Genomic DNA, 26,201 nt, shown 5'->3' on the forward strand with positions numbered 1-26,201 from the left:
TCACTCTGGCTTCAGGCTGGCGGTGACGTAGTTCACGCTCAGGTCACGATCGGACAGACGCCACGACCATGTGATCGGGTTGAACACGAAGCCCTTGCGATCCACTGCCGTCAGGCCCGCCTTGTGCAGCAGGTCAAAGAGTTCATCCGGGGTGATGAATTTCGACCATTCATGGGTGCCCTTGGGCAGCCAGCGCATCACGTGCTCTGCCCCGACAATCGCCATCATGAAAGACTTGGGGTTGCGGTTCAGCGTCGAACAGATGTGCAGCCCGCCGGGTTTCAGCAGGGTGCGGCAGGCGATCAGATAATCGATGGGAGAGGCGACATGTTCGACCACCTCCATGTTCAGTACCACGTCGAATTGTTCCCCCGCTTCGGCCAGCGCCTCGGCGGTGGTGTGGCGGTAGTCGATCTCGAGCCCCGATTGCTGCGCATGGACCTGCGCGACGGGGATGTTGCCCGCCGCGGCATCGGCTCCGACCACGGTCGCACCCAAACGCGCCATAGGTTCCGACAGCAGCCCGCCGCCACAACCGATGTCCAGAATCCGCAGCCCGCGGAACGGTTCGGGCGATTTCAGATCGCGGTCGAACTCTCCGGCGATTTGGGCAGTGATGTAATCGAGCCGGCAGGGATTGAGCATATGCAGCGGCTTGAACTTGCCGTTTTCGTCCCACCATTCGGCGGCCATGGCCTGAAACTTTTCGATCTCGGCGGGGTCAACAGTGCTTTGAGGCGCTTGCATTCTGATCTCTCTGTGCTCTTTTGGGTCCAATGACTATATAGGGCTGTAATGGACAAAATCCCGGACCAAAAGCGCGCAGTGCAATATCTTCACCCGCCGATCGACCCGTTCGATCAGCGGATGATGGATGTGGGCGATGGTCATTCGATCTATGTCGAACAATGCGGCAACCCCGATGGCATTCCTGTGGTGGTCCTGCATGGCGGCCCCGGCGGCGGGTGCAGCCCGTCGATGCGGCGCTATTTCGATCCGGCAAAATATCACGTGATCCTGTTTGACCAGCGCGGGTGCGGGCGGTCCAAGCCTTTTGCGTCGGTTATAAATAACACCACATGGGATCTGGTCGCGGATATCGAACGTATCCGCAAAGCGCTTGGCATCGAGAAATGGATCGCCTTTGGCGGCAGCTGGGGCGCGACGCTGGCGTTGATCTATGCCGAAACCCACCCCGAGAGGGTGCGCAACATCATCCTGCGCGGCGTTTTCATGATGACGCAGTCGGAGCTTGACTGGTTCTATGGCGGCGGCGCGGGCAAGTTCTGGCCCGATCTTTGGGCGCGGTTTACCGGCCTGATCCCCGAAGCCGAGCACGGCGATCTGATCGCGGCCTACCACCGACGGCTGTTTTGTGGCGACCGCATGACCGAGGTGAAATACGGCAAGGCATGGGCCGCATGGGAAAACGCGCTGGCCTCGATCCATGCGTCGGGCGGGTCGTATGAGGGACCGGGGGAATATTCGCGCACCTTCGCCCGGCTTGAGAATCACTATTTCTCCAACGCCGGATTTCTTGAGTTTGATGGCCAGATCCTTGCGCATGTGGACCGCATTGCCCATATCCCCGGCGTGATTGTGCAAGGCCGCTACGATATGATTTGCCCCCCCTCCAGCGCGTATGAACTGGCGCAGGCTTGGCCCAATGCCGAGCTGAAGATGGTGCGCAATGCCGGTCACGCGCTGTCCGAACCCGGCATCAGCGCCGAACTGGTGCGCACGATGGACAGGATTGCCGCGCAATGACCCGCTCTTTGATGGATCGCCGTGCTTTATTTGCCTCGGGTGCTGCGGCGGCCTTGCTGGCGGCGACAGGTGTGTCGGCGGCGTCCATGCCCAAAGCGGGCGGGCGGTTGCGGATGGCGCTGTCGGGGGCGGCGCGCAGCGATACCTGGGGGCAGGGCGATGGCCTGTTCATGCAGGTGGCGCGGCAGGGGTTGATCTTTGATACGCTGACCGAAATCGCCGCTGACGGCACCCTGCGCGGAGAGCTGGCAACAGCCTGGCAGGGCAGCGCCGACGGGCGCGTCTGGCTGGTCGATCTGCGCAAGGATGTGCTGTTTCACGATCAACGCCCCATGACCGCCCGCGATGTTGTCGCGTCCCTCGCGCTGGACGGTGTGGTAGAGGCGACGGGCCCCCATCAGCTGCGCATCACGATGGATGCGCCCGCGATGGACTTGCCCTTTACGCTGGCGGACCCGCGTCATGTGATCCGCGCCGCCCATGCGATGGACGACGGCATCGGCACCGGCCTGTACCGTCTGCGAAGATTTACGCCGGGTCAGCAGGTTTTGGCCGAACGTGTGGCGGATCACTACAAAGGGCGCAGCGCCGGCTGGTTCGATACGGTTGAACTGGTGTCCATTCCCGCGCAGCAGGTCCGTGCGCAGGCGATGGCTGAATATCTGGTCGAAGCGGCAGACCTGAATGATGGCGAAGCCCTTCAATCCTATGATGATATTGCCTTGCTGCCCCATGCACGCGGGGTGACCCATGCGGTGTCACGCAGCATCGCCATGCCCCTGCGCACCGGCCAGCATCGCCCGTTGGACAACCTGCGCGCCGCCGAACGCTGGTGGCTGGCCTAAGCAGGGCAGGCACACGGGGCTTGCAGTTTCACATATACGGGCGTATATGACGTCTCAACAGCGGCGCATCGGGGTCCACACCTGAGGCTCCACCGATCTTGAACACGGGCCGCGCGCCCGTTTTTTTGTGCCTGCTCGAAACTGCAGGATGATAGTGAGATTATGAACAACGACCTGATTGCAAAAGCAGCCATTGATCGCCGCATGGCCGAGATCATCACACCGGTGATCGAGGATATGGGGTTTGAACTGGTGCGCGTTCGCCTGATGTCGGGCAAGTCGACGACGTTGCAGGTGATGGCAGACCGTCCCGATGGCGGTATCGAGGTGGACGAGCTGGCCCTGATCAGCCAATCCATCAGCGCTGTCATGGATGTCGAGGATCCGATCCTTGATGAATACACCCTTGAAGTGTCGAGCCCAGGCATCGACCGCCCGCTGACGCGGCTCAAGGATTTCGAGATGTTCGAGGGCTATGAAGCCAAGATCGAGACCGGCGAACTGATCGACGGCCGCCGCCGCTTTAAGGGCGAGCTGGCAGGCGTCGAGGATGACGAGGTGCTGATCAACGTCGAGGAAGGCACCATCGGGCTCAAGTTCGATTGGCTGACCGACGCCAAACTGGTTCTGACCGACGATCTGATCAAAGAAATGCTGCGCCAACGCAAAGCGTCCGGTGCGATTGACGAAACCAAATTCGATGACATCGAGACCGAAGGGTCCACCGAGGGAGACGACTAAATGGCCATTACATCTGCCAACCAGCTGGAACTGCTGCAAACCGCCGAGGCTGTGGCCCGCGAAAAGATGATCGACCCCAATCTCGTGGTTGAAGCGATGGAAGAATCGCTCGCTCGGGCGGCGAAGTCGCGCTACGGCGCTGAGATGGACATTCGCGTTTCCATCGACCGCAAGACCGGTCGCGCGACCTTTACCCGTGTGCGTACGGTTGTGGCCGATGACGAGCTTGAGAACTATCAGGCGGAGTTCACGGTAGAGCAGGCCAAACAGTATATGGCCAACCCCGAAGTCGGTCAGGAATTCAGCGAAGAAGTCCCACCGGTTGAAATGGGCCGTATCGCCGCACAATCCGCCAAGCAGGTGATCTTGCAGAAGGTCCGCGAAGCCGAGCGTGACCGCCAATACGAAGAATTCAAGGACCGCGCCGGCACGATCATCAATGGTCTGGTCAAGCGCGAGGAATATGGCAACGTTATCGTCGATGTGGGCGCTGGCGAAGCGATCCTGCGTCGCAACGAGAAAATCGGCCGCGAAAGCTATCGCCCGAACGACCGTATCCGCGTGTACATCAAGGATGTGCGCCGCGAGCAGCGCGGCCCGCAGATCTTCCTGAGCCGCACCGCGCCCGAGTTCATGGCCGAGCTGTTCAAGATGGAAGTGCCTGAAATCTATGACGGCATCATCGAGATCAAGGCCGTTGCCCGTGACCCCGGTTCGCGCGCGAAAATCGCTGTCATCTCTTATGATGGCTCCATCGACCCTGTGGGGGCCTGCGTTGGTATGCGCGGCAGCCGCGTTCAGGCCGTTGTGAACGAGCTTCAGGGCGAGAAGATCGACATTATCCCGTGGAACGAAGACCAGCCGACCTTCCTTGTGAACGCGCTTCAGCCTGCTGAAGTCTCCAAGGTTGTTCTGGACGAGGAAGCCGGCAAGATCGAAGTCGTCGTTCCCGAAGAACAACTGTCGTTGGCGATTGGCCGTCGTGGTCAGAACGTGCGTCTGGCATCGCAGCTGACCGGTCTGGACATCGACATCATGACCGAAGAGCAAGAGAGCCAGCGCCGACAGGCAGAGTTCGAACTGCGCACCAAGCTGTTCATGGACAATCTGGATCTGGACGAATTCTTTGCCCAGCTTCTGGTTTCCGAAGGGTTCACCAACCTTGAAGAAGTCGCCTATGTCGAAGTGGACGAGCTGCTGGTCATCGACGGTGTTGACGAAGACACCGCAAGCGAACTGCAAGCCCGCGCCCGTGACGTGATCGAAGCGCAGAACAAAGCGGCCCTTGATGCGGCGCGCGCCTTGGGTGTGGACGACACGCTTATTGAATTCGACGGTCTGACACCCCAAATGATTGAGGCACTGGCCAAAGACGACGTAAAAACGCTCGAAGATTTCGCGACTTGCGCGGATTGGGAGCTGGCCGGCGGCTGGACTACCGTGAATGGCGAACGCACCAAGGATGAAGGGACACTTGAACCTTTCGATCTGTCGCTGGAAGATGCGCAAAAGCTGATCATGACCGCGCGCGTCCTGCTGGGCTGGGTCGATCCTGCCGAGCTTGAAGCGGATGATGTCGACGAAGAGTTCGATGCCGACATCGACACGGACATCGACACGGGCGAGGAGGCCGAGGCCTGATCGCGGGGCCTTGGGGAACGATATGACACGTGGTGGCGTTTCTAAAGACCGGCAAGACGGTCCCGAACGAAAGTGTATCGCCACTGGCGAGGCGCAGCCCAAAAACGGGCTGATCCGCTTTGTCATTGGTCCCGACATGCATGTTTTCCCGGATATCATGGGGAAACTGCCCGGTCGGGGGATGTATGTGTCAGCGGATCGGGCCGCATTGGAAAAAGCGGCCAAGAAGGGTCTGTTCGCCCGCTCGGCCAAGCAACCTGTCAAGGTTGCGGATGATTTGGTGGATGAAGTTGAAAAGCAACTTGTCCGCCGTGTGGTTGACCTGATTTCGTTGCAACGCAAGGCGGGCAAGGCCGTTGCGGGCTACGAAAAAGTCAAAGGTTGGCTGCAAATGGAAGAAGCCGAAGTGTTGATCCAGGCAGTAGATGGATCGGGCCGCGGCAAATCGAAACTAAGCACGCCGCATTACGGCCATTACATTGGCTGGCTGACGGCAGACGAATTGGGTTTGGCTTTCGGACGCCAAACTGTGATACATGGGGCGCTCGCCTCTGGTGGTCTTACCTCTCGTGTTGTAGAGGAGGCTCAGCGGTTAAAAGGCGTGCGCATAAACGAGGGTGGCAACGGTCACCCGAAAGGATAGACGAGCTTCATGAGCGATAGTGACGGCAAAAAGACATTGGGCCTGCGGGGAGCGTCTTCGCGTCCCGGCAACGTAAAGCAAAGCTTTAGCCACGGGCGGACGAAAAACGTCGTGGTCGAGACCAAGCGCAAGCGCGTTGTGGTGCCCAAACCTGCTGGCGCAAAAGCCGGCGGCGGTAGCAATCCATCGCTCGGGGATCCCTCCAAGCGTCCGGCAGGGATCACCGATTCCGAAATGGAACGCCGGCTGAAGGCGGTTCAGGCTGCCCGCGCCCGCGAGGCGGAAGAAGCCGAAGCACGCGCAGCCGAGGAAAAGGCCCGCGCGGAAGACCGCGAGCGTCGTCGTGCCGAGATCGATGCGAAAGAAGCCGAAGAACGCCAGCGCGAGGAAAGCCTGAAGGCGAAAGCCGAAGAGGACGAGCGCCGCAAGAAAGAAGCGGAAGCCGCAGCAGCCGCTGCCGCAGCCCCCGCAGCGACGCCTGCCGCGCCGCGTTCGCCGAACATCAAATCCGGCGCACCGACCCCTGCGGCCCGCAAGAAAGAAGGCGACCGCGAGGAAACCAACAAGGGTGGCGACGATAGCCGTCGTTCCGGCAAACTGACGCTGAACCAGGCTTTGTCCGGTGGCGAAGGTGGCCGTCAACGGTCCATGGCGCAGATGAAACGCAAGCAGGAACGCCAGCGCCAGAAGGCAATGGGCGGCTCGGTCGAGCGTGAAAAGGTCGTGCGCAACGTCAACCTGCCTCCGGCGATCGTGGTTTCCGAACTGGCGAACCGGATGGCCGAACGCGTTGGCGCTGTCGTCAAAGCATTGATGACAAACGGCATGATGGTAACGCAGAACGAAACCATCGACGCTGACACAGCCGAGCTGATCATCGAGGAATTCGGCCACAAAGTGGTGCGCGTTTCCGACGCTGACGTTGAAGACGTGATCAAGGAAGCCGAAGACGATCCGAAAGATCTGGTATCGCGTCCTCCGGTTATCACGATCATGGGCCACGTTGACCACGGTAAGACATCGCTGCTTGACGCGATCCGCAAAGCCAAGGTTCAGTCCGGCGAAGCGGGCGGTATCACGCAGCACATCGGTGCCTATCAGGTCACAACCGACAACGGTCAGGTTCTGAGCTTCCTCGATACTCCGGGCCACGCGGCCTTTACCTCGATGCGGTCGCGCGGTGCGCAGGTCACCGACATCGTTGTTCTGGTGGTCGCGGCGGATGATGCTGTGATGCCTCAGACGATCGAAGCGATTAACCACGCGAAAGCGGCTAAGGTGCCAATGATCGTGGCGATCAACAAGATCGACAAATACGAAGCCAACCCTGACAAAGTCCGTACGGACCTGCTGCAGCACGAGGTCATCGTTGAAAAGATGTCCGGTGAAACACAGGACGTCGAAGTATCGGCAACCACGGGTCAAGGTCTGGACGAACTGCTGGAAGCCATCGCGCTGCAAGCGGAACTGCTGGAACTGAAAGCGAACCCGAACCGCGCCGCGGTCGGTGCCGTGATCGAAGCGCAGCTTGACGTGGGCCGCGGCCCCGTTGCCACTGTTCTTGTTCAGAACGGTACGCTGCGTCAGGGCGACATCTTTGTTGTGGGCGAGCAGTACGGTAAGGTCCGTGCGCTGATCAACGATCAGGGCGAGCGCGTGAAAGAGGCAGGCCCATCCGTGCCGGTAGAGGTGCTTGGCCTTAACGGGACACCGGGTGCTGGCGACGTTCTGAACGTCACCGACACCGAGGCGCAGGCGCGCGAGATTGCGGAATACCGCGAAAAAGCCGCCAAAGACAAACGCGCTGCGGCTGGTGCTGCGACGACGCTGGAACAGCTGATGGCGAACGCCAAGGTGAACGAAACCATTAGCGAGCTGCCTTTGTTGATCAAAGCAGACGTTCAGGGGTCTGCCGAAGCGATCGTTCAAGCGATGGAGAAAATCGGCAACGACGAAGTCCGCGTGCGCGTCCTTCACTCGGGCGTGGGTGCGATCACCGACACCGACGTTGGTCTTGCCGAAGCCTCCAACGCGCCGATCATCGGCTTCAACGTGCGTGCAAACGCATCGGCCCGTGCCTCGGCCAACCAGAAGGGCGTCGAGATCCGGTATTACTCGGTCATCTATGACATGGTTGATGATGTGAAAGCTGCCGCAAGTGGCCTGCTGAGCAACGAGATCCGCGAACACTTCATCGGCTATGCGTCGATCAAAGAGGTGTTCAAAGTGACCGGCGTTGGCAAGGTTGCGGGCTGTCTGGTGACCGAAGGCAAAGCAAGCCGCGCCGCTGGTGTGCGTCTGCTGCGCGACGATGTCGTGATCCACGAAGGCACGCTGAAAACGCTCAAGCGGTTCAAGGACGAAGTTGCCGAAGTACCGTCAGGCCAGGAATGTGGTATGGCGTTCGAGAACTACGAAGACATCCGTCCGGGCGACGTTATCGAAATCTTCACACGTGAAGAAGTCGTGCGCACGCTGGACTAAGTTACACCTCGTCCGATATCTGATGATCAGAAGCCCGGTTAAATGTCCGGGCTTCTGTCGTTTCAAACACCCGTTTATCTTCGTTAAAGCTCAGCCGGTCGACACAGACCTGATCGTCCGAGATCTTCACAAGGTTGAAATCATTCGGCTCTCCGCGGACACGAGACGACAGGCTGGTCCCCGCATGCAACTGGATCGCCGTGGTGCCGCCGGATTCGACGGTAAAATTCTCTGCGTGCCACGTGTGTAGGTGCCCCGACAGGATCAGGTTCGCCCCGCAAGACAACAGCTTTTCCAGCGCGATTTCGGCACCGGGTATGGGTTTTTTGTTGGTGTGATTAGGATGCTCTAGCGGGTGATGCACCACTAACACGCGGGCTTTGCGCGCGGCGGTGTCATCAATCGCCTTGCAGGCTTGCGCGATACGCCCTGCCGTCAGCTTTCCCGTCTGCCACGAAAAGCGATCGACCGAGTTGATGCCGATGACGACCATATCATCGTCCTCATACCGAGGCGTCAGATCGGCGTTGATCCATTTGCGATACCGCCGCCACGGCATGAAAAACCGCTGGAACGGGCGGTCAAGCAAGACATCGTGGTTCCCCGGCACACCCAAGACAGGCGCGTTGATCCGCTGGATAAAGTTATGCGCTTCCTCGAACTGGCTCCGCCGCGCGCGCTGCGTGAAATCGCCCGAGATGGCGACGATATCGGGGTTCAGCTCGTTCACACAAGAGAGCAGCGGTTCCAGCAGGTCGGGACGATCCTTGCCAAAGTGTAAATCTGAGAGATGCACCAATGTGCTCATCTGACGGCCTCGTTGAATTCGGCAGGAACGATCAGCTGCAGGGCCTCGCGCTGCATGTGCAGTTTGAACGGGCCTTTCATGCGGCTTAGCTCTCCGTCGCGGGCGACAGGGCGTGATTTATGCGGCATCTCAAGCGTGATCTCGTTCCCGCAGTGCATTTGATAGTCGGTTTCACGTTTCGCGACCCCAAGGGCCAGCGCGGCGGCGTGTTTGAACAACCCCCAGCGGTTCGTATCGGGGGCGACCAGCAGCACCATGCCGCCCTTGGCGATACAGTCTTCGCCGCCCAGCCCCATTTGGTTCAGCTGAAAGGCGTTGCTGATCGCAAAGACCAGCGGTGTCCTATGTTTAAAGGATTTGCCATCAATCGTCACCGTCAGCCTGAGCGGCGCGCGGAGTGTTGCCAGCGCTTTGACCACCGACCAATAGGCCGCGACACGGCTGCGGCCCCAGCGGTCATAGATGCCTTCGCGGGTTTTCAGGATGGCGGCATAGGCCCCGATGCTGGCGTTGTTCAGAAACGCGTTGCCATTGATCTTGGCGATGTCCGTGGGGCGCAGGACGCCCTTGGCGATGACATCCACGGCTTCGTCAACGGTTTCGGGCAGGTTCAGCGAACGGGCGAAATAGTTAAAGGTGCCTGCGGGGATAATCCCCATCTGGTTGGGCACATGCGCCAAGCCCGAGGCGACGCCGCTGATGGTTCCGTCGCCGCCTGACGCGACGATGGTGGCATCGGGGTTCGCCTCGGCAGTCGATTGCGCCACCTGTCCCAAATCCGCGCCATTGGGCGAGAATTCAACGAAGCTGACGGGAATGTCGTGGTGTTGAAACCTGTCTGAAATCCGGGACTTACGCTCTGTCCCGTCTTTGCGGCCGGAGCCCTTGTTCAGAATAACGATAACACGTTGAGGCTTCATGATTGATCCATCCTTGATGACCTAAGCAAACGCTTGGGGCAGGGGGATGGTTCAGATGTTTTGCGTGTGCGTGATCAGTTCCGGCGCTGGATTGGCTTGCCGGTATAGATCGCGTCATCAACCTTAACCGATACGCGGCCGTCGGGCATGTCGCGGACGAAGTTACCCTGGACGGATACGGTGGAACCGATGGTGATTGTGCGAAGCATTGCTTCCTCCCAGAAAAACCTGAAGTTGCATCTTTATAAGCGACAATTTGCCTAAGTCTAGCAACAAAAAAGTCAAGGAAGCAGTATTCGCGCGCGTAAAGAAACAGCAGCGAGGTCGCGCTGGCCCTAAAGCCAGTCGCGCAGGATCGGAATCAGGGGAATGTCCGCAGGGGGCATCGGATAATCTTTCAGCGCATTGGCACGGACCCATTTCAGGGTCTGCCCCTCGCGCGCCTGCGGTGTGCCGTTCCATTTGCGGCAGGCAAACAGCGGCATCAGAAGGTGAAAATCATCGTAGGCATGGCTGGCAAAGGTCAGCGGGGCAAGGCAGGAGGCCCATGTGTCGATGCCAAGTTCTTCTTGCAGCTCGCGGATCAGCGCGGCTTCGGGGGTTTCGCCGGCCTCGACCTTGCCGCCCGGAAACTCCCACAAACCGGCCATGGATTTGCCGGGCGGGCGCTGTGCCAAAAGCACGCGCCCGTCCACGTCGATCAGGGCAACCGCCGAGACAAGGATAACCTTCACGAACGATAGTCCGCGTTGATCTCGATATAGCCGTGGGTCAGGTCACAGGTCCAAACCGTTGCTTTGCCGTCGCCAAGGCCCAGATCAACGCCGATGGTGATGTTCTGGCCCTTCATATGCGCCGCCGCTGCCTCTTCCGAGTAGTCGGGGCTGCGCCAGCCGTCTTTAGCCACCTCGATATCGCCAAAGCGGATCGACAGACGATCCCGATCAGCAGCGGCACCTGATTTACCGACGGCCATTACCACGCGGCCCCAGTTCGGATCCTCGCCCGCGATGGCGGTCTTGATGAGGGGGGAATTCGCGATGGCCATGCCGTGGGTCTTGGCGTCGTCATCCGTAGCGGCACCGGTCACGGCGATCTCGACGAATTTGGTCGCCCCTTCGCCGTCTTGCACAACCTGATGCGCGAGGTTCAGCATGACGCCGTGCAGCGCTTCCGAGAACGCATCGCTTTCGCTGGCATCCACGCCCGACGCGCCAGTTGCAGCCAGGATCAGACTGTCGGAGGTCGATGTGTCGCTATCCACGGTGATGCAGTTAAAGGTGCTATCGGTATGGGTCGACAGCATCTTTTGCAGCGCCGGTTGGCTAACAACCGCATCGGTGAAGATATAGACCAGCATCGTCGCCATATCTGGCGCGATCATGCCCGATCCCTTCGCAATCCCCGCGATAGAGACTGTGTTCCCGTCAATCTCGACCTCGGCACGGGCCCCTTTGGGGAAGGTGTCCGTGGTCATGATCGCCTTGGCCGCATCGGAAATGCCCTTGTCGGACAACGCGCCCTTAAGGTCCGCCAGAACAGCCGTAATCCGGTCGTGGGGCAGGGGTTCGCCGATCACACCTGTCGATGAGGTAAAAACACGCGATTGGGGAATGTTACAGACATCAGCAACTGCAGCGGTAATTGCTTCGACCGCGGTGACGCCGCCCTTGCCGGTGAAGGCATTGGCGTTGCCCGAGTTGACCAGAATTGCGGCACCGGTGTCCGATGTCGCGCCGATCTTGGCCTGACAATCCAGGACCGGCGCGGCGCGGGTGGCAGAGCGCGTAAACGCCCCCGCCACCGTCGAGCCCGGGGCCAATTCGGCCAGCATCACATCGGTGCGGCCTTGATACCGTACCCCCGCCGCGATGGTGGCGAAACGCACACCATCGATGACAGGAAGATCAGGGAAGTGATCGGGTGCCAGCGGGGATACAGCGGGGATTTTGCCCATTTGTTACTCCAGCAGGCCGAGGTTGGTCAGAACCGAAGGGTCGATTGAGTCAGCCGCCGAGCGGTCAACATCTGCGGCTTCGGTGGTCTTTTCGATCAGGGTCTGTGCCTTGACCTGACGGACCTGGGTTTCCAGCTCGTCCTTCACGTCTTCGAGCTTGGGCGCTTCTTTCTGGCGCTTGTCGTCCAGTTTGATCACGTGCCAGCCGAACTGGGTTTCAACGGGTTCCGACACAGCGCCGACTTCAAGCGCGGCAACGGCGGTTTCAAACGCGGGCACCATCATGCCGGGCCCGAACCAACCCAAAGTGCCGCCCGCAGGACCGGATGGACCGGTGGACTTTTCTTTCGCCAGCTCGGCAAAATCCGCGCTTTCATCCAGCTCTTTCTTGACGGCTTGGGCTTCTTCTTCTGTTTCTACCAGAATATGCGACGCGCTGAATTCCTCGGTCGGTTCCGCATCGGCGTAGGCTTCGTCATAGGCGGCTTGCAGCTCTTCCTCGGTGACGTCCTGGGCCATTGCTTTCTCGATCACTTCGCCCGCGATCAGCTGGCGACGTTCGTTTTCAAGCGCCATCTCGATCCGCTTTGGCACTTCACCGTCAAAATCTTGCGACAAGGCGGTTTGCTGCACAAGCTGATCCAGAATGCCTTTGAACAGGACTTCGGGGGGAAGCTGTTGATATTGTTCGGGCAGGGTGGCGCGGGCAATGATCATGCTGCCAATCGTGATGTCGGTGCCATTGACCGTGGCAACCACGGTTTCAGCGGTGACGTCTGTCTGCGCATCCGTGTTTTCGGCAGTGTCGTCCTGCGCAACAGCGGGCAGGGCGAGCGAAGCTGCCACCACGAATGGTGCCAGAAAAGTGAGAGGTTTTTGCATGTATCTGTCCTTGGTTTGGCAGCCACAAGGGGCTGCTACATTGACACGGTTTAGTGCGGCCCTTACATCGCCCTATGGGCGCGGCCTTGGCGCACGTTCAGTCTTGTATCTAGGGGCTGTCCGGCGGCTCGGCAAGCAGATGGACGCCTTGGAACATAACTTCGGCAGGAGATTGCATGCTGGGCATCGGAACACTCGCCAAAAAAGTCTTTGGGACCCCAAACGACCGTAAAATCAAGGCGACCCGCCCGCTGGTTGAAAAGATCAACGCGCTGGAAGAAGAATTCTTGGCTTTGACCGACGACGGTCTGAAGCAAAAAACAGACGAGCTGCGCAAGCGGGCGATTGACGGCGAAAGCCTTGATGATCTGCTGCCGGAAGCTTTTGCGAACTGCCGTGAAGGCGCCCGCCGGACCTTGGGTCTGCGCGCTTTTGACACGCAGTTGATGTCGGCGATTTTCCTGCATCAGGGTAACATCTCCGAGCAGAAAACCGGCGAGGGTAAAACCCTGACCGCGACGCTGGCCGCTTACCTCAATGCGCTGACCGGCAAGGGCGTGCATGTGGTCACGGTGAACGAATACCTCGTGAAACGGGACGCCGACTGGATGGGCAAGGTCTTTGCCTCGCTGGGGCTGACCACGGGCGCTGCGGTGTCCGGCATGACCGAGGAAGACAAACGCGCCGCCTATGATTGCGACGTGACCTACGCCACGAACAACGAGCTGGGCTTTGATTATCTGCGCGATAACATGAAGTCTGAGCTGAGCCAGATTTTCCAGAAACAGCACAACTTTGCCATCGTGGACGAAGTCGACAGTATTCTGATCGACGAGGCGCGGACGCCGCTGATTATCTCTGGCCCGTCGCAAGACCGCTCCGAGATGTATAAAATCGTCGACGATGTGATCCCGCTGCTGCAGGAAAGCCACTACGAGCTGGACGAGAAAACCCGCAACGTGACCTTTACCGACGAAGGGAACGAGTTCCTCGAGCAAGAGCTGCACAGCCGCGGTCTGCTGGAAGAAGGGTTAACGATGTATGACCCCGAAAGCACCACCATCGTGCACCACGTGAACCAGGGTTTGCGGGCGCATAAGCTGTTCCAGCGCGACAAGGATTACATTGTGCGCGACGGCGAGGTGATGCTGATCGACGAATTCACCGGGCGTATGATGTCCGGTCGTCGTCTGTCCGACGGGTTGCATCAGGCGATCGAAGCGAAGGAAGGCTGCCAGATCCAGCCCGAGAACGTGACACTGGCCTCGGTCACCTTCCAGAACTACTTCCGCCTTTATGACAAGCTGGCCGGCATGACGGGTACTGCCGAAACCGAAGCCGAAGAATTCGCCGAGATTTACGGGCTGGGTGTGGTCGTTGTCCCGACCAACGTGCCGGTTGCGCGTGTGGACGAAGACGATCAGGTCTATCGTTCGGCGCTGGAAAAATATCAGGCGATGATCGAAAAGGTCAAAGAAGCCAATGCGATAGGCCAGCCGGTTCTGGTGGGTACCACCTCTATCGAGAAATCCGAAATGCTGAGCCAGATGCTGACCGAAGCGGGCATCAAGCATAACGTTCTGAACGCGCGACAGCACGAGCAGGAAGCGCAGATCGTGGCGGATGCGGGCAAGTTCGGTGCGGTCACCATCGCGACAAACATGGCCGGTCGCGGCACCGACATTCAGCTGGGCGGCAACGTCGAGCTGAAGGTGATTGAAGCGCTGGACGCTGATCCTGATGCTGACCCCGTTGCGATCCGTGAAAAGATCGAAGCGGAACACGCTGACGAGAAGAAAAAAGTGCTCGACGCAGGGGGGCTTTATGTTCTGGCGTCCGAGCGTCACGAAAGCCGCCGGATCGATAACCAGCTGCGCGGCCGTTCGGGCCGTCAGGGGGATCCCGGCCGGTCGTCCTTCTACCTGTCTCTCGAAGACGATCTGATGCGTATTTTCGGCTCTGAACGGCTTGAGAAAGTGTTGACGACGCTTGGCCTGAAAGAGGGCGAAGCGATTGTGCACCCTTGGGTCAACAAGTCGCTGGAGCGCGCGCAGGCCAAGGTCGAAGGGCGCAACTTTGACATTCGTAAACAGCTGTTGAAGTTCGACGATGTGATGAACGACCAGCGGAAGGTCATCTTTGGCCAGCGCCGCGACATCATGGAAGCCGCCGACCTGCAAGAGATCACCGCCGACATGCGCGAGCAGGTGATCGACGATCTGATCGATCAGTTCATGCCGCCAAAAACCTATGCAGATCAGTGGGATACACAAGGTTTCCAGGCCGCGGTTGCGGATCAGTTGAACCTGGATGTGCCCGTCGCAGCATGGTGTGAGGAAGAGGGCGTCGACGATGAGGTCATCCGCGAACGTCTTGTCGAAGCCAGCGAAAATATGATGGCCCAGAAGGCTGAACAGTTCGGCCCCGAGAACATGCGCAACATCGAAAAGCAGGTGTTGTTGCAGGCGATTGACGGCAAGTGGCGTGATCACCTTCTGACGCTGGAACATCTGCGGTCGGTCGTCGGTTTCCGCGGTTATGCGCAGCGTGATCCGTTGAACGAATACAAGAACGAATCCTTCCAGTTGTTTGAAAGCATGCTGGACAGCCTGCGGACCGAAGTGACCCAGAAGCTGGGTCAAATCCGTCCGATGACAGAGGAAGAGCAGCAGCAAATCCTGTCGCAAATGCAGGAACGTCAGGCCGCGGCGCAGGTTAACGCAGCGCAGGCGGCGGAAGAGAACAGCGAAGCGCCGGCTTCGACCGCCGCTGCCGCGTCCGGTTCTACCGCTGTGGCGGAATTCGACGAGAATGATCCAAGCACGTGGGGCACCCCTGCGCGCAATGATGAATGCCCCTGCGGGTCGGGCAAAAAGTTCAAGCATTGCCACGGCAAGCTTGCGTAAATGATCTTCCCCAAGGCTGGTTGCTGGCCTTGGGGGTGCTCCGCACGGTGGGGTAAGATTTAGGTAGGATCGGTAGACCAAGCTGCGCTTTTCACCAAACGGAGAGCGACATGCCAATTACCGACAATTTCAATGACTATACCGCAGGATTGACCGGCCCTATTTGCGGGGCCTTTGATATTGTGCCCGACGATACCGCCGACCTGCCGCAGATCACCCGTGGCTTTATGGTCGGTGGGGCCGGTGATGTCGCGGTGACGCTGAAAAGCGGGGATGCAATCACTCTGCCCGGTTTGATGGCGGGGGTCGTCTATCCGTTTCGCATCTCAAAAGTGCGCGACAGCGGCACCACCGCAACGGGGATCAAAGGGTTGGTCTAGCGCCTTGTCACCGCGTTAACTGTTGTTGCGCCCCGTCAGTATCCGGTGGGGCGCAACAGGACGGGCAGAGTGCGCGCGATGATCTTGATATCGCCCATAAAGCTTGGCTGGCGGGCATAGCGTTCATCAAGCGAGGCGCGTTCGGCAAACAGCAGGATGCCGCGCCCCGATACCTGCCAAAGCCCTGTGACCCCCGGGCGCACCCGTTGGTAAGCGTGGCGGGCATCACCGTAGCTGTGCAGCTCCGCCAGGGTGACGGGGCGCGGCCCCACCAAAGACATATCGCCGCGCAGTACGTTCCAGATCTGGGGCAGTTCATCCAGACCGGTGCGGCGCAGGAAATGGCCGCCGGGGATCACGCGCGGATCTTTGGTCAGCTTTTGGTACAACGCCCATTCCAGCGCGCGATCAGGTCGCGCCAATAGAATCGCCGGAAGCGCGGCCTGTGCATCAGGGACCATCGTTCTGATTTTCCAACAGCGGAAAACCTTGCCGGCGCGCCCAACCCTCGGGTGGGCATAAAGACCGCCCTGACCCGTGGATGCCACCAGACAGTATAAAACGATAATCACGGGCAGGATCAGCGGCAGCAACGCGAGGCTGACGGCAAGGTCGAACACCCGTTTCCCGCCCCCTTCGTATAGCGGCGCCCGACGTGCATGGACATCACTGCCCTGCCGTATCCCGATATCGATAAACGCCATCGTCACCTCTTACCCATAGCAACCAAACACCGGCGCATGTGCCGGTGCGTCAGCTAAAGCAGAGGTATCCTAAGGTGTGGTTAAAATCGGGATGCCGTCAGATCAGAGGTAGTTAAACTCGACCTCGCCATTGTGGATCGTTGCGGCGGTGAGCTTGTCCGTCGCGTAGGCCCCGGTGTCGATCGACACCACGCCGCCCTTGATCATCGGGGTGTCGACGATTGTGTGCCCGTGTACGACCCAGATGCCGTCACGGCGGCGTTTGCGCCCGAAATCCTCATGCCCCCAAAGCAACGTCCGGCTTTCCTGATCCTTGATAGGGATCAGTGGGTTAGCAGCGGCGTGGACAAAGGCGACATTGCCCGACACCCAAGAGGTTGGCAGGTTGATCACCCAGTCGAGCAAGGCCTCGCCCATAGCGCCTTGCAGGGCGTCGCGGGCGCGTTCCAGATCATCACCAGAGGAGGTTTGCGACACGCCCGAGACGCCAAAGCTCGACAAAGTCTGGAGCCCGCCGTACCGGAGCCAGCGCGGACCATTCTCTTTCGGATTGTCGATAAACTTTAGCATCATCTGCTCGTGGTTGCCCATCAGCGTGATAATATCGGTCTGTTCGTGCAGCGCCCGCAGAACCTGCGCACTTTGTTCGCCGCGGTCGACAAGGTCGCCGACGCAGATCACCTGTGTTCCGTCCGGAGGTTCGGGCAGTCTTTCAAGCAGATCAAAACGCCCGTGAATATCTCCGATCGCAATCACGGGTACATCCGGTGTGATCGGATCGAAATGAGGTTCGGGCTCGGGGTCAGGTTGACGGCGTTTAAACCAACGGTTCAGCATAGGTCTTGGCGTATCCTCTGTGTTGCAAAACTGGCGCAACGAAATGGTAAATCCGTTGATTGGACGGCACACAAAGTGTAGTCCTTCTTAAAGTTCTCTACGGTCCCGGTATTCGCAACAATTAATTAATAGGTAGGTTAGCAGATGCAAGGGCGCTCGAGGAAACTAGCTTGTTCGATGCTAGCCGGGGCGTTTTGCGTCACTAGTCTTGCCGAAGGCGCAGCGCAATCTTTATCGACCTACGGCACACCCGGGTTGGTGGAAATGCCGACGGCCCGCGTGTTGAAGGACGGCGATCTGGCCTTCACGGCAAGCACGTTTGGCCCCAACTACCGGTATTCAGCGACGTTCCAGGTCTTGCCGCGTCTTTATGGGACATTCCGGTATTCGCGGATTAAGAATATCAGTACCAATGCGTACCTTGATGGCGATACCTTCGATCGCAGCTTTGATGTGCATTACCAGATTTGGGATGAAACCGACCTACGCCCTGCTTTCGCCGTGGGGATGCGAGACTTTCTGGGCACTGGTATCCTGAGCAGTGAATATTTTGTGGCCACCAAAAGCTTTGGGTCGAAGCTCGAGGTCACCGGCGGTCTGGGCTGGGGGCGGCTTGCGGGGCGGAACTCATTCTCGAATCCGTTCAGTATTTTGTCTGACCGGTTTGACACACGGACGCGCGACGCTAACAGGGGCGGCCAGCTAGAGACAGGAAACTGGTTCCGCGGGCCGACGTCGGTCTTCGCGGGCGTGCAGTGGAATGTGTCGGACCAGATGACGCTATTCGCCGAATACTCCCCCGATGAATACACGCGGGAATCGGTGAACACGGGCATCGACGTGTCTTCGCCCCTCAACGTGGGGTTGGAGTATCGTTTCAACAACGGTGTGCACCTCAAGGGGTTTGTCGTCGGGGGGCATGAGGTCGGCGCACAGCTGAGCTATGTCATCAACCCCAAGAAACCGTCTGTACCCGGCGGGTTGGAGCAGGCACCGCGCACCATCGGCGCGCGCAACCGGCTGGCTATTGCGGAGTGGAACAACTCTGCTGCCGGGGGTGGGCGTGATGCGGTCGAAGCCGTGTTGCAGCGTGTGCTGGCGGAAGACGGGCTGGAGCTGCAAGGCTTCATCATGTCGGGCAACCGCGCGACCGTCCGCGTGGAAAACACCCGTTTCGACAACGAGGCCCAAGCGGCAGGGCGCACGGCGCGGGCCATGGCGGTGACGCTGCCCCCCGCGATCGAAGAGTTCACGGTCGTGTTTCTGGAGCGCGGCGTGCCGCTGAACCAGATCGTGACGCAAAGATCCGATCTGGAAGAGCTGCAGTTTGATTACGATGGTGCGTGGCGCAGTCTGGCGCGGGCGCGTCTGGAAGACGGGCACGATCAGGGCCGCGAAGGCGAGTTGTCGGATGTCTATCCGGTCTTTGACACGTCGATCGGCCCATATCTCGCCACGTCCTTTTTCGACCCTAACAGCCCGATCAGGGCCGATTTCGGCGTCCAGCTCAAGATGGATTACCGGCCACGTCCGGGGCTGACCTTTGGGGGTCGTTTCCGCTATCCGCTGGTGGGCAATATCGACAAATCGTTCCGCGTGTCGGATTCCGTGATCGAGCCGGTCCGCTCTAATGCTGTGCGCTACGCGAAGGAATCTGAGCTTGAGGTGAACAGCCTCACGGCCGAGTATATGTTCCGCCCTGGGAAAAACCTGTTTGGCCGGGTCTCGGCAGGGTATCTGGAAGGGATGTTTGGCGGCGTGTCGACCGAGGTGCTTTGGTATCCGATGGATAGCCGGCTCGCACTTGGGGCAGAGCTGAACTATGTCAAACAACGTGATTTCGACATGCTGTTCGGGTTTCAGGACTATGACGTCGTGACCGGCCATGCCTCTGCCTATTATGATCTGGGGAATGGGTTCTTCGGGCAGCTAGATGTTGGTCGCTACCTTGCGGGTGACTATGGCGCGACGTTCTCTTTGGATCGTGAATTCAACAACGGGTTCAAGGTTGGCGGGTATTTCACGCTCACGGATGTGTCCTTTGATGATTTCGGGGAAGGGTCTTTCGACAAGGGCCTGCGGTTCGAAGTGCCGCTTTCGTGGCTGACCGGACGCCCGTCGCGGACGAAAGTCCAGCAAACAATCAAGCCGATTACACGCGACGGCGGGGCGCGTCTTGCTGTCGCCAACCGTCTGCACGGGGTCGTGCGCGACTATCGCGGCAAAGAGCTGCGGGACAGCTGGGGGAGATACCTGCGATGATCTTACGTGCGTTGACCCTTGGTCTGTGTCTGGCGGGCCTCACAGCCTGTAGCGCCAGTCAGAACCTTCTGGCGCGGGGTGTTGCCGTTGCTGTGGACGACGATTCAGTCGTGCCCAAAACCTCGCAAGGGTTTCCGCCCCGTTTTGCCGCGCTGGTGCAGGATACCGCCACCCCCGCCTTGCTGCTGACCGTCGAGAACCGTGCACAAACCGGCCGCATGCTGCGCGAGGCGCGTGTGAACGGTGTCGATACATGGCTGAGTTCGGATTTAACCGCGCTGATGCTGGAAGACGGGATGCTGCAAGGGACACGCGGCCTTGGGTCTGAACTCTTCGCCGCTGATGTGTCGGAGCCCAAGGCGCTGATCCTGTCCGGGCGGCGCGGTTATTCAGACCGGTTGCACAGCAATCTGACAGGACTGGATGAGATTTCTACCCGCGCGTATCGCTGTCTGGTGGAGCCGCAGGGCAGCGCGACGCTCGCGCTTGAGATCGGCACCGTGCCGACGCGGGTTGTAACCGAGGATTGCAAAAGTCTGGACCAGTCGTTTCGGAATACGTATTGGGTCAGTGTAAAGAGCGGTGCCATTGTACAGGCGCGGCAATGGGCGGGCGATGAGGTCGGGTATTTGATGACCAAGGCCGCCGCCCGTTAAGGTTAACAGGGGCCGAACCTGTCTGGGGGCGAGGTGTCACATGATGAATGGGAGTATTAAAGTGCGATACCTATTGGTAGCTGTTTTGGGCCTGACCCTTGCAAGCTGTGGTACGGTTTACCGAACACCTGAAGTTGTAGAGGGCGTCGCTGGCGGCACCAATGTACGGGTGATGAACCTCACTGCTGAATCCGTCATTCAGGCGAATAGATCCGCCTATGCGCCACGGAGCCTGCCCGATGTGTTTTCCCGCACCGCAGGCTCTGGCTCGGGGCTGCGCGGAACCGGGGCGCTGCCATCGCCCACACTCGACGTTCAGACCCGCCCCAATGCGCTTGAGCTGCGCCTGCCGCCCCCGGTTGATCCCGGTCCCTACGAGATTGGTATCGGTGATGTGGTGCTGCTGGCCACGCCGCGCGCCGCCGGATCGGTTGAACAGTTGACCGGGCTGCTGGCCGCACAAAACGCGCGCCAAGGCTATACGGTGCAGGATGACGGATCGATCAACATTCCCGATGTGGGCCGTGTGCGTATTGCCGGTTTGACCATTGAAGACGCCGAAGCAGCCTTGTTCCAGCGTCTGGTCGAGAACCAGATTGACCCGACTTTCAGCCTCGAGATTTCCGAGTTCAACTCGCGCCGTGTGTCCATCGGGGGCGCCGTGTCGCAGCCGACTGTTGTGCCGGTAACGCTGACGCCGCTCTATCTGGAAGAAGCCTTGGCCGCTGCCGGCGGGATCACGGTCGAGGATCAGGACTATGCCTCGATCCGTTTGTACCGTGATGGTACGCTGTATCAGATCCCGCTGTCGCAGCTTTATTCCCGCGCGAGCCTGACCAAGACCCGCCTGCTGCCCGGCGATGCGATCTTTGTTGATACGGAATATGAACTGGCACGTGCACAGGAATATTTCGCGCAGCAGATCACTCTGGTTCAGGCGCGTCAGGCGGCACGCGCCTCGGCATTGCAAGAGCTGCAGCTTGAGGTGTCCTTGCGCCGTGCGAGCTTGGATGAGGCCCGTAGCAATTATCAGGCACGCCGTGGCCTTGGCGCCGATGACCGCGACTATGTCTATCTGGCCGGTGAGGTTGGAACGCAGTCGCGTTTTGCCTTGCCGTACGAGCGTAAGGCAAGTCTGGCAGATGCCTTGTATGATGCGGGTGGTGTAGCGTCGTCGACCGGCGATGTATCGCAGGTCTATGTGCTGCGCGCATCCTCTGACCCGCGCGAGCTGGGGGCCATTACCGCGTGGCATCTGGATGCCCGCAACGCCGCGAATTTCGCGCTGGCCCCGCGGTTCGAGCTGCGCCCTGATGACATCATCTTTATCGCGCAGCAGCCCGTCACCAAATGGAGCCGCGCTGTTTCGCAGATCCTGCCGCAGATCCTGAGTGTGGGGAACGCGGTCAGCAATTGATCTGACCACGATTGATGACCAAAGGCCGGGCAGAAATGTCCGGCCTTTTACGTTTCAAAGGGTCTGTCTAACGGGCGGAGGTTTCGCAAATTGAACCCATCGGTGCCCTATTTCAGCCACATCGCCTCATTACCCCTGAACGGGTCAATTATTCAGGCGGTGTGATATGTATCTTTCTGTTGTGATCCCTTGCATGAACGAAGAAGCCTCGATCCCGGGGCTGGTATCGCGGCTGACGCAGGCGATCGCGCCGTGGAAAGATCGGGCCGAGATTATTCTGGTGGATGATGGATCCACCGATGCCACGTGGAAAGCGATCGAGACCGCGCAAGCGGGCTGTGCGCAACTGGTGGGTATCAAGCTTTCGGCCAATCGCGGGCATCAAATCGCGCTGACCGCCGGGCTTGAGGCGGCACAGGGCGAACGCATTTTTATGCTGGATGCCGATTTGCAAGATCCGCCGGAATTGCTGGTCGATATGATGTTCATGATGGATCGCGGGTTTGACGTGGTTTACGGCCGTCGTAGCGAGCGCCAGGGCGAGACCATGTTCAAGAAGGCCACGGCGCATCTGTTCTACCGCTTCCTCAATGCCATGTCCGATGTCCCGATCCCGCAGGACACGGGCGATTTCCGTTTGGTGAACCGCCGCTCGCTGGATGCGGTGCTGGCGATGCCGGAAAAGGCCCGTTTTATTCGGGGGATGTTCGCTTGGGCAGGCTTTAAACAGGTGGGTATTGAATATATCCGCGCCCCACGCGCCTTGGGCGAAACCAAATACCCCTTCCGCGCCATGATGCGCTTTGCCATCGACGCGATGACCGCCTTTTCGACGAAGCCGTTGAAACTTGCGACGCGCCTGTCTTTTGTCAGCTTGTTCATGGCGGCGTTGATGGCCGCTTATGTGATCTATTCGCTGGTCGTGTATCAGACGGCCCCCGGTTGGGCGTCGGTGGTGCTCGCGGTTAGCTTCTTCTCGGGGGCGCAGCTTTTGACGCTGGGTATTTTGGGAGAATATATCGGTCGCCTTTATGTCGAGGCCAAGGATCGCCCGCTCTATTTCGTGAGCGATGATACGCGCGATATGGTCCCAGATGTGAAGCGGTTGCGTGCCTGATGCGTGTTTTTGACTATAAGTGCGCCCGCTTTGGGGTTGTCGGCATTATGACGGCATTATCCTACGTGGCGATGTATCCGGCGTTTCTGGCGGCGGGGGTGCCACAACCGGCAGCCAATGCGCTGGCGTTTTTTCTGGCGATCGTGCTGCAATACATCGGTCATGCCCTGTTCACCTTTGAACGGCGGCTGATCAATCGCAGCCAGATCACAAAATTCGCCATTATGGTCGGCTGCGGCTTTGGCATGTCGATGCTTGTCACGGGCGCTCTGGCCGTGGCCTTGGGGATGCCGGCCTGGGCGGCGGCGCTGGCCGTTGCGCTGTATCTGCCGGTGCAGAACTATATTTTGATGACCCTATGGGTGTTCGCCTTGCCGCACCCCAAGACGGAGTACATGTCATGAGCCATATCTACAGTGATACATTTTTCGACTACATCAACCAAAGTGCGCGCGCGTCGGCAAAACCGTTTGTGTCATTGCTGTTTCCTTTGCTTAAGCCCACGACGGTGATCGATCTGGGCAGTGGGCGCGGTGTTTGGATGGATGAATGGCGCAAAGGTGGCGCGGAGGACGTGCTGGCCGTAGACGGGGATTATGTAGACCGGGCGCAACTGGCAGTCGCGCCGAAGCAGTTCATGGCCGCCGATCTGACACAGCCGGTAAAGACGGGCCGCCGCTTTGATCTGGCGCAGAGCCTTGAGGTCGGAGAGCATCTGCCCACCGAAGCCTCGGAGGTTCTGGTCGATAGTCTGACGCGGGCGTCTGATCGTGTGTTGTTTTCCGCTGCGGTCACCGGGCAGGGGGGCGAGTTTCACGTGAACGAACAGCCCTTGTCCTTCTGGCAGGATATTTTCGCGGCCAAAGGCTATGTCGCCTATGATTGCGTGCGCCCTGCATTGAAGGACAACAAGGATATCGCGCCCTGGTATCGTTACAACGCGATCCTTTATGTGAATGAGGCCGGGCGCGCGGGTTTGCCGAAAGAGATCCTCGCGACCCAAGTGCCTGCGGGCCAAAAGCTGCGCAACGCGGGTAGCCTTGGCTGGCGGTTGCGTTTGGCCGTGGTCAAGACCCTGCCACGCGGCGTTGTCACGGCCATTGCGCAAGCGCGGGCGATGGTGCTTGCCCTGCGGGCGCGCCGTGCCAAAACCCTGGGTCGCGCGGCTGTATGACAGCGGCGGCCGGGCGGCAGTTGGTGATGCGGGCCGAATCTGAACGGCTGCAGCTGGCACCGGTCTTCCTGATCACACTGGTGGCGGCGTTTTTGCTGACGGGGCAAAATCTGCTGGATCCGATGATCCGCCATGATGACTATCCCGCCCTTTTCGCGGATGCGCCCGCCTTTTGGAACAAGACCCTGCACGAGGGGCGGTGGCTGAACTATATCTGGCACCTGCGCGAGGTGGTAACGCCCGCCTGGCTGAACTTTGCCCTGTATCAGAGCCTATGGGCGGCGTTTGTCGCAGCGTTTGCCGTAGCGGCGATGGGCCCCGGTTCGCAGCGCTGGTTTACTGTCGTGCTGGGCCTGCTGCTGGTGGTCTGCCCGTCCGAGATGCTGATCTCGCTCTGGTTCAATACGCTCATCCCCGGGTTGGCTGTTGTGGCGCTGTTTGCGGTGCTGGCCTGTTACCTGTCCAGCCCGCAGTTGCGCTGGCTGTTGCCGATTTTCGTGATCGTCAGCTTTATGGCCTATACGACCTATCCGCTGCTGCTGTTGGCGATTTGCATTGCGCGTACGCGGGACCGGTCAATCCGCGATCTGGCGGGGCTGATGGGGCTGTTTTGCGCAAGCTTCGTTGTCGCGGTGCTAACGGTCTATACGTTGAACTGGCAGGTTCACGGTGTGTTTGGCGTGCCTGTGGCCGATTGGCGTGATCCGACCGCGGGGCACGGGATTGGCGGGATGATCGCCAACCTGCCGAAGCTGGGGGAAACATTTACGCTGTTCCTCAACCGGACCGGCATCGGGTATCCGCCGCTTATCGGGCTTATTCCGTTTGTCTATATCCTTGCCCTGAATGTGCTGCGCAAGCGCGCGCCGCTAGAGGCTTTGTATCTTGCGGCTGGTATGGCGATCGGGCTGGCGCTGACAGTGGTTCAGGCGCTGAAACTGGGGGTGATCGTTCCGCCGCGCGCGTTTATCTTCTTTTGGGTTTTCTTTGCGCTCACTGTGGTGCGTGCGGTTCAGATATTGAGCGAGGATGAGGGTCTATACGGCCGTTTAGGGCGCAATCTATTGCTGTTGATCATCGGTGTGTGGTTTATCCAGCTGTTTCTGGCCTATGGGCAGTCCAATGATTGGCGTAGCGATACCAAACTCTGGGCGCAGGAGGTGCGGACGACGGAGGGGCCGGTCTATGTCTATGGCGACTCATCGAAAATTGCCGCTGGGCTAAAGGCCGGCATACAATCTTACAAAGCGCTGCCGTTCCGGCTGAAACAGTTGACCGGAAAGACGGCGGTGGCCTGTGACGAGGTGCCTGATACCTGCCCGTCCCGGCCGGATATGACTGCCGGCGATGCCGAGGTGCATTTGCTGCGCGAAGGGAATGCGCTGTTCATGCTGTTTACGCCAGAACCATCGGACGAGACTGAGGATTAAGCGGTAAAGATGCTGTCCATGTGTTCGGCCAGATAGATACGCAGCCAGGGGGTAAAACGCTCTGGCGTGGTTTGGGTCTGGCGGGCGAGGTCGGAGAGGTCAACCCAGGCGGTGTCCATCACTTCGGCGGGGTTCGGGGTCACATCGGTGAGCGCGACGGCTTCGGCGACGTAAATCTCTACCAGCTCGTGTTCGGTCAGGCCGCCGCCCACATCGGCGCGGTATTCGACCTGGTCGCGGTGGTCGAGCCTTAGGCCGCTTATCCCCAGCTCTTCGTCCAGTCGCCGTTTGGCGCAGGTGAGTGCGGGTTCCTCCCAGAACGGATGGGTACAGCAGGCGTTCGCCCAGAGACCGGGGGTGTGATATTTGCCAAGCGCCCGTCGCTGGATCAGGGTTTCGCATCCGCGCATGACGAAAACCGAGATAGCCTTGTGGCGAAGACCGCGCTGGTGGACCTCAAGCTTTTCGACGGGGGTAAGCTTGCCGTTGACCCAGGCGGGGATCATCGTGGTCATGTGGCTGCCCCGTTCGGGTGGCGTTTTGGCGATGTCATATCCGGCTGCCCCGCTCCTTGCGGCCCGCTGGCCCCTCTGCGCTAGGCGGTCTTGTAGCGGGTCGGTTCTGGATTGT

25 protein-coding genes are annotated in these 26,201 nt (G+C 59.5%); 15 read left to right on the forward strand and 10 right to left on the reverse strand.

Features of this window, described 5'->3' with window-relative positions:
• The gene (gene ubiG / locus C1J04_RS02060; protein WP_009825745.1) at positions 1-747 is read right to left on the reverse strand and encodes a bifunctional 2-polyprenyl-6-hydroxyphenol methylase/3-demethylubiquinol 3-O-methyltransferase UbiG; all 747 of its coding nucleotides are present in this window, start codon (positions 745-747) and stop codon (positions 1-3) included.
• 48 nt (positions 748-795) lie between these two features.
• Here ubiG and pip point away from each other — a divergent pair, with 48 nt between their 5' ends.
• From pip to infB, 6 genes are all read left to right on the forward strand, one after another.
• Positions 796-1,767 carry a prolyl aminopeptidase gene (gene pip, locus C1J04_RS02065; protein WP_114865235.1) on the forward strand — a complete coding sequence of 324 codons (972 nt, stop codon included), beginning with the start codon at positions 796-798 and terminating at the stop codon, positions 1,765-1,767.
• Positions 1,764-2,612 (forward strand): ABC transporter substrate-binding protein, encoded by an 849-nt coding sequence (locus C1J04_RS02070; protein WP_009825747.1) that lies wholly within the window; start codon positions 1,764-1,766, stop codon positions 2,610-2,612. Before pip ends, C1J04_RS02070 begins: the two co-directional genes overlap by 4 nt.
• Before the next feature lie 162 nt (positions 2,613-2,774).
• Positions 2,775-3,353: a ribosome maturation factor RimP gene (rimP, locus tag C1J04_RS02075; protein ID WP_005850854.1), complete on the forward strand. Its 579-nt coding sequence runs from the start codon at positions 2,775-2,777 to the stop codon at positions 3,351-3,353.
• Positions 3,354-4,994: a transcription termination factor NusA gene (gene nusA / locus C1J04_RS02080; protein ID WP_009825749.1), complete on the forward strand. Its 1,641-nt coding sequence runs from the start codon at positions 3,354-3,356 to the stop codon at positions 4,992-4,994.
• A gap of 22 nt (positions 4,995-5,016) precedes the next feature.
• Positions 5,017-5,637 carry an RNA-binding protein gene (locus tag C1J04_RS02085; protein ID WP_005850857.1) on the forward strand — a complete coding sequence of 207 codons (621 nt, stop codon included), beginning with the start codon at positions 5,017-5,019 and terminating at the stop codon, positions 5,635-5,637.
• A gap of 9 nt (positions 5,638-5,646) precedes the next feature.
• Positions 5,647-8,121 (forward strand): translation initiation factor IF-2, encoded by a 2,475-nt coding sequence (infB, locus tag C1J04_RS02090; protein WP_114865236.1) that lies wholly within the window; start codon positions 5,647-5,649, stop codon positions 8,119-8,121.
• A gap of 1 nt (position 8,122) precedes the next feature.
• Here infB and C1J04_RS02095 read toward each other — a convergent pair whose 3' ends face one another.
• The 6 genes from C1J04_RS02095 to C1J04_RS02115 form a co-directional block, all read right to left on the reverse strand.
• Positions 8,123-8,929 (reverse strand): metallophosphoesterase family protein, encoded by an 807-nt coding sequence (locus C1J04_RS02095; protein ID WP_009825751.1) that lies wholly within the window; start codon positions 8,927-8,929, stop codon positions 8,123-8,125.
• Positions 8,926-9,849: a diacylglycerol/lipid kinase family protein gene (locus C1J04_RS02100; protein ID WP_009825752.1), complete on the reverse strand. Its 924-nt coding sequence runs from the start codon at positions 9,847-9,849 to the stop codon at positions 8,926-8,928. The genes C1J04_RS02095 and C1J04_RS02100 overlap by 4 nt, the downstream gene beginning before the upstream one ends.
• Before the next feature lie 74 nt (positions 9,850-9,923).
• Positions 9,924-10,058, reverse strand: coding sequence for a hypothetical protein (locus C1J04_RS19675; RefSeq protein ID WP_009825753.1), 135 nt, complete (start codon positions 10,056-10,058; stop codon positions 9,924-9,926).
• A 126-nt stretch (positions 10,059-10,184) separates the two neighbouring features.
• A complete protein-coding gene (gene mutT / locus C1J04_RS02105; RefSeq protein ID WP_005850865.1) occupies positions 10,185-10,583 on the reverse strand; it encodes an 8-oxo-dGTP diphosphatase MutT in 399 nt (132 codons plus the stop codon).
• Positions 10,580-11,806, reverse strand: coding sequence for a bifunctional glutamate N-acetyltransferase/amino-acid acetyltransferase ArgJ (argJ, locus tag C1J04_RS02110; RefSeq protein ID WP_114865237.1), 1,227 nt, complete (start codon positions 11,804-11,806; stop codon positions 10,580-10,582). The genes mutT and argJ overlap by 4 nt, the downstream gene beginning before the upstream one ends.
• Before the next feature lie 3 nt (positions 11,807-11,809).
• Positions 11,810-12,688: a peptidylprolyl isomerase gene (locus C1J04_RS02115; RefSeq protein WP_114865238.1), complete on the reverse strand. Its 879-nt coding sequence runs from the start codon at positions 12,686-12,688 to the stop codon at positions 11,810-11,812.
• A 176-nt stretch (positions 12,689-12,864) separates the two neighbouring features.
• Between C1J04_RS02115 and secA the strand changes: the two genes are divergently transcribed.
• Together secA and C1J04_RS02125 are read left to right on the forward strand one after the other, a co-directional pair.
• Positions 12,865-15,594, forward strand: a complete 2,730-nt coding sequence (gene secA / locus C1J04_RS02120; RefSeq protein WP_009825756.1) for a preprotein translocase subunit SecA — start codon at positions 12,865-12,867, stop codon at positions 15,592-15,594.
• Positions 15,595-15,704: 110 nt separating this feature from the next.
• Positions 15,705-15,974, forward strand: coding sequence for a spike base protein, RCAP_Rcc01079 family (locus C1J04_RS02125; RefSeq protein ID WP_005850873.1), 270 nt, complete (start codon positions 15,705-15,707; stop codon positions 15,972-15,974).
• Positions 15,975-16,009: 35 nt separating this feature from the next.
• Here the strand turns inward: C1J04_RS02125 and C1J04_RS02130 are convergent, their stop codons facing one another.
• Both C1J04_RS02130 and C1J04_RS02135 read right to left on the reverse strand, forming a co-directional pair.
• Complete coding sequence (locus tag C1J04_RS02130) at positions 16,010-16,678, reverse strand: sugar transferase (RefSeq protein WP_009825757.1); 669 nt, start codon at positions 16,676-16,678, stop codon at positions 16,010-16,012.
• Positions 16,679-16,780: 102 nt separating this feature from the next.
• Positions 16,781-17,515 carry a metallophosphoesterase gene (locus C1J04_RS02135; RefSeq protein ID WP_009825758.1) on the reverse strand — a complete coding sequence of 245 codons (735 nt, stop codon included), beginning with the start codon at positions 17,513-17,515 and terminating at the stop codon, positions 16,781-16,783.
• A gap of 264 nt (positions 17,516-17,779) precedes the next feature.
• On the opposite strand from C1J04_RS02135, the gene C1J04_RS02140 reads away from it, so the two are divergent.
• The 7 genes from C1J04_RS02140 (at position 17,780) to C1J04_RS02170 (ending at position 25,571) form a co-directional block, all read left to right on the forward strand.
• Complete coding sequence (locus C1J04_RS02140; protein ID WP_009825759.1) at positions 17,780-19,777, forward strand: YjbH domain-containing protein; 1,998 nt, start codon at positions 17,780-17,782, stop codon at positions 19,775-19,777.
• Positions 19,774-20,433 carry a YjbF family lipoprotein gene (locus C1J04_RS02145; RefSeq protein ID WP_009825760.1) on the forward strand — a complete coding sequence of 220 codons (660 nt, stop codon included), beginning with the start codon at positions 19,774-19,776 and terminating at the stop codon, positions 20,431-20,433. The genes C1J04_RS02140 and C1J04_RS02145 overlap by 4 nt, the downstream gene beginning before the upstream one ends.
• Positions 20,434-20,605: 172 nt before the next feature.
• Positions 20,606-21,850, forward strand: a complete 1,245-nt coding sequence (locus C1J04_RS02150; RefSeq protein ID WP_009825761.1) for a polysaccharide biosynthesis/export family protein — start codon at positions 20,606-20,608, stop codon at positions 21,848-21,850.
• Positions 21,851-22,016: 166 nt separating this feature from the next.
• Positions 22,017-22,967, forward strand: coding sequence for a glycosyltransferase family 2 protein (locus C1J04_RS02155; RefSeq protein WP_009825762.1), 951 nt, complete (start codon positions 22,017-22,019; stop codon positions 22,965-22,967).
• 47 nt (positions 22,968-23,014) lie between these two features.
• Positions 23,015-23,371, forward strand: a complete 357-nt coding sequence (locus C1J04_RS02160) for a GtrA family protein (protein WP_254655135.1) — start codon at positions 23,015-23,017, stop codon at positions 23,369-23,371.
• A complete protein-coding gene (locus C1J04_RS02165; RefSeq protein WP_009825764.1) occupies positions 23,368-24,141 on the forward strand; it encodes a methyltransferase domain-containing protein in 774 nt (257 codons plus the stop codon). Before C1J04_RS02160 ends, C1J04_RS02165 begins: the two co-directional genes overlap by 4 nt.
• A 26-nt stretch (positions 24,142-24,167) precedes the next feature.
• Complete coding sequence (locus C1J04_RS02170; RefSeq protein WP_254655136.1) at positions 24,168-25,571, forward strand: hypothetical protein; 1,404 nt, start codon at positions 24,168-24,170, stop codon at positions 25,569-25,571.
• Here C1J04_RS02170 and idi read toward each other — a convergent pair.
• Positions 25,568-26,086 (reverse strand): isopentenyl-diphosphate delta-isomerase, encoded by a 519-nt coding sequence (gene idi / locus C1J04_RS02175; protein WP_009825766.1) that lies wholly within the window; start codon positions 26,084-26,086, stop codon positions 25,568-25,570. The genes C1J04_RS02170 and idi overlap by 4 nt on opposite strands.
• Positions 26,087-26,201 lie beyond the last annotated feature (115 nt).

Source organism: Sulfitobacter sp. SK025 (genome assembly GCF_003352105.1).
GTDB classification, from domain to species: Bacteria; Pseudomonadota; Alphaproteobacteria; order Rhodobacterales; family Rhodobacteraceae; genus Sulfitobacter; species Sulfitobacter pontiacus.

What these genes read in the sequence shown, in the direction of transcription:
- ubiG (WP_009825745.1), bottom strand. Translation starts at nt 747, where the DNA reads ATGCAAGCGCCTCAAAGCACTGTTGACCCCGCCGAGATCGAAAAGTTT.
- pip (WP_114865235.1), top strand. Translation starts at nt 796, where the DNA reads ATGGACAAAATCCCGGACCAAAAGCGCGCAGTGCAATATCTTCACCCG.
- C1J04_RS02070 (WP_009825747.1), top strand. Translation starts at nt 1,764, where the DNA reads ATGACCCGCTCTTTGATGGATCGCCGTGCTTTATTTGCCTCGGGTGCT.
- rimP (WP_005850854.1), top strand. Translation starts at nt 2,775, where the DNA reads ATGAACAACGACCTGATTGCAAAAGCAGCCATTGATCGCCGCATGGCC.
- nusA (WP_009825749.1), top strand. Translation starts at nt 3,354, where the DNA reads ATGGCCATTACATCTGCCAACCAGCTGGAACTGCTGCAAACCGCCGAG.
- C1J04_RS02085 (WP_005850857.1), top strand. Translation starts at nt 5,017, where the DNA reads ATGACACGTGGTGGCGTTTCTAAAGACCGGCAAGACGGTCCCGAACGA.
- infB (WP_114865236.1), top strand. Translation starts at nt 5,647, where the DNA reads ATGAGCGATAGTGACGGCAAAAAGACATTGGGCCTGCGGGGAGCGTCT.
- C1J04_RS02095 (WP_009825751.1), bottom strand. Translation starts at nt 8,929, where the DNA reads ATGAGCACATTGGTGCATCTCTCAGATTTACACTTTGGCAAGGATCGT.
- C1J04_RS02100 (WP_009825752.1), bottom strand. Translation starts at nt 9,849, where the DNA reads ATGAAGCCTCAACGTGTTATCGTTATTCTGAACAAGGGCTCCGGCCGC.
- C1J04_RS19675 (WP_009825753.1), bottom strand. Translation starts at nt 10,058, where the DNA reads ATGCTTCGCACAATCACCATCGGTTCCACCGTATCCGTCCAGGGTAAC.
- argJ (WP_114865237.1), bottom strand. Translation starts at nt 11,806, where the DNA reads ATGGGCAAAATCCCCGCTGTATCCCCGCTGGCACCCGATCACTTCCCT.
- C1J04_RS02115 (WP_114865238.1), bottom strand. Translation starts at nt 12,688, where the DNA reads ATGCAAAAACCTCTCACTTTTCTGGCACCATTCGTGGTGGCAGCTTCG.
- secA (WP_009825756.1), top strand. Translation starts at nt 12,865, where the DNA reads ATGCTGGGCATCGGAACACTCGCCAAAAAAGTCTTTGGGACCCCAAAC.
- C1J04_RS02125 (WP_005850873.1), top strand. Translation starts at nt 15,705, where the DNA reads ATGCCAATTACCGACAATTTCAATGACTATACCGCAGGATTGACCGGC.
- C1J04_RS02130 (WP_009825757.1), bottom strand. Translation starts at nt 16,678, where the DNA reads ATGGCGTTTATCGATATCGGGATACGGCAGGGCAGTGATGTCCATGCA.
- C1J04_RS02135 (WP_009825758.1), bottom strand. Translation starts at nt 17,515, where the DNA reads ATGCTGAACCGTTGGTTTAAACGCCGTCAACCTGACCCCGAGCCCGAA.
- C1J04_RS02140 (WP_009825759.1), top strand. Translation starts at nt 17,780, where the DNA reads ATGCCGACGGCCCGCGTGTTGAAGGACGGCGATCTGGCCTTCACGGCA.
- C1J04_RS02145 (WP_009825760.1), top strand. Translation starts at nt 19,774, where the DNA reads ATGATCTTACGTGCGTTGACCCTTGGTCTGTGTCTGGCGGGCCTCACA.
- C1J04_RS02150 (WP_009825761.1), top strand. Translation starts at nt 20,606, where the DNA reads ATGAACCTCACTGCTGAATCCGTCATTCAGGCGAATAGATCCGCCTAT.
- C1J04_RS02155 (WP_009825762.1), top strand. Translation starts at nt 22,017, where the DNA reads ATGTATCTTTCTGTTGTGATCCCTTGCATGAACGAAGAAGCCTCGATC.
- C1J04_RS02160 (WP_254655135.1), top strand. Translation starts at nt 23,015, where the DNA reads ATGACGGCATTATCCTACGTGGCGATGTATCCGGCGTTTCTGGCGGCG.
- C1J04_RS02165 (WP_009825764.1), top strand. Translation starts at nt 23,368, where the DNA reads ATGAGCCATATCTACAGTGATACATTTTTCGACTACATCAACCAAAGT.
- C1J04_RS02170 (WP_254655136.1), top strand. Translation starts at nt 24,168, where the DNA reads ATGCGGGCCGAATCTGAACGGCTGCAGCTGGCACCGGTCTTCCTGATC.
- idi (WP_009825766.1), bottom strand. Translation starts at nt 26,086, where the DNA reads ATGACCACGATGATCCCCGCCTGGGTCAACGGCAAGCTTACCCCCGTC.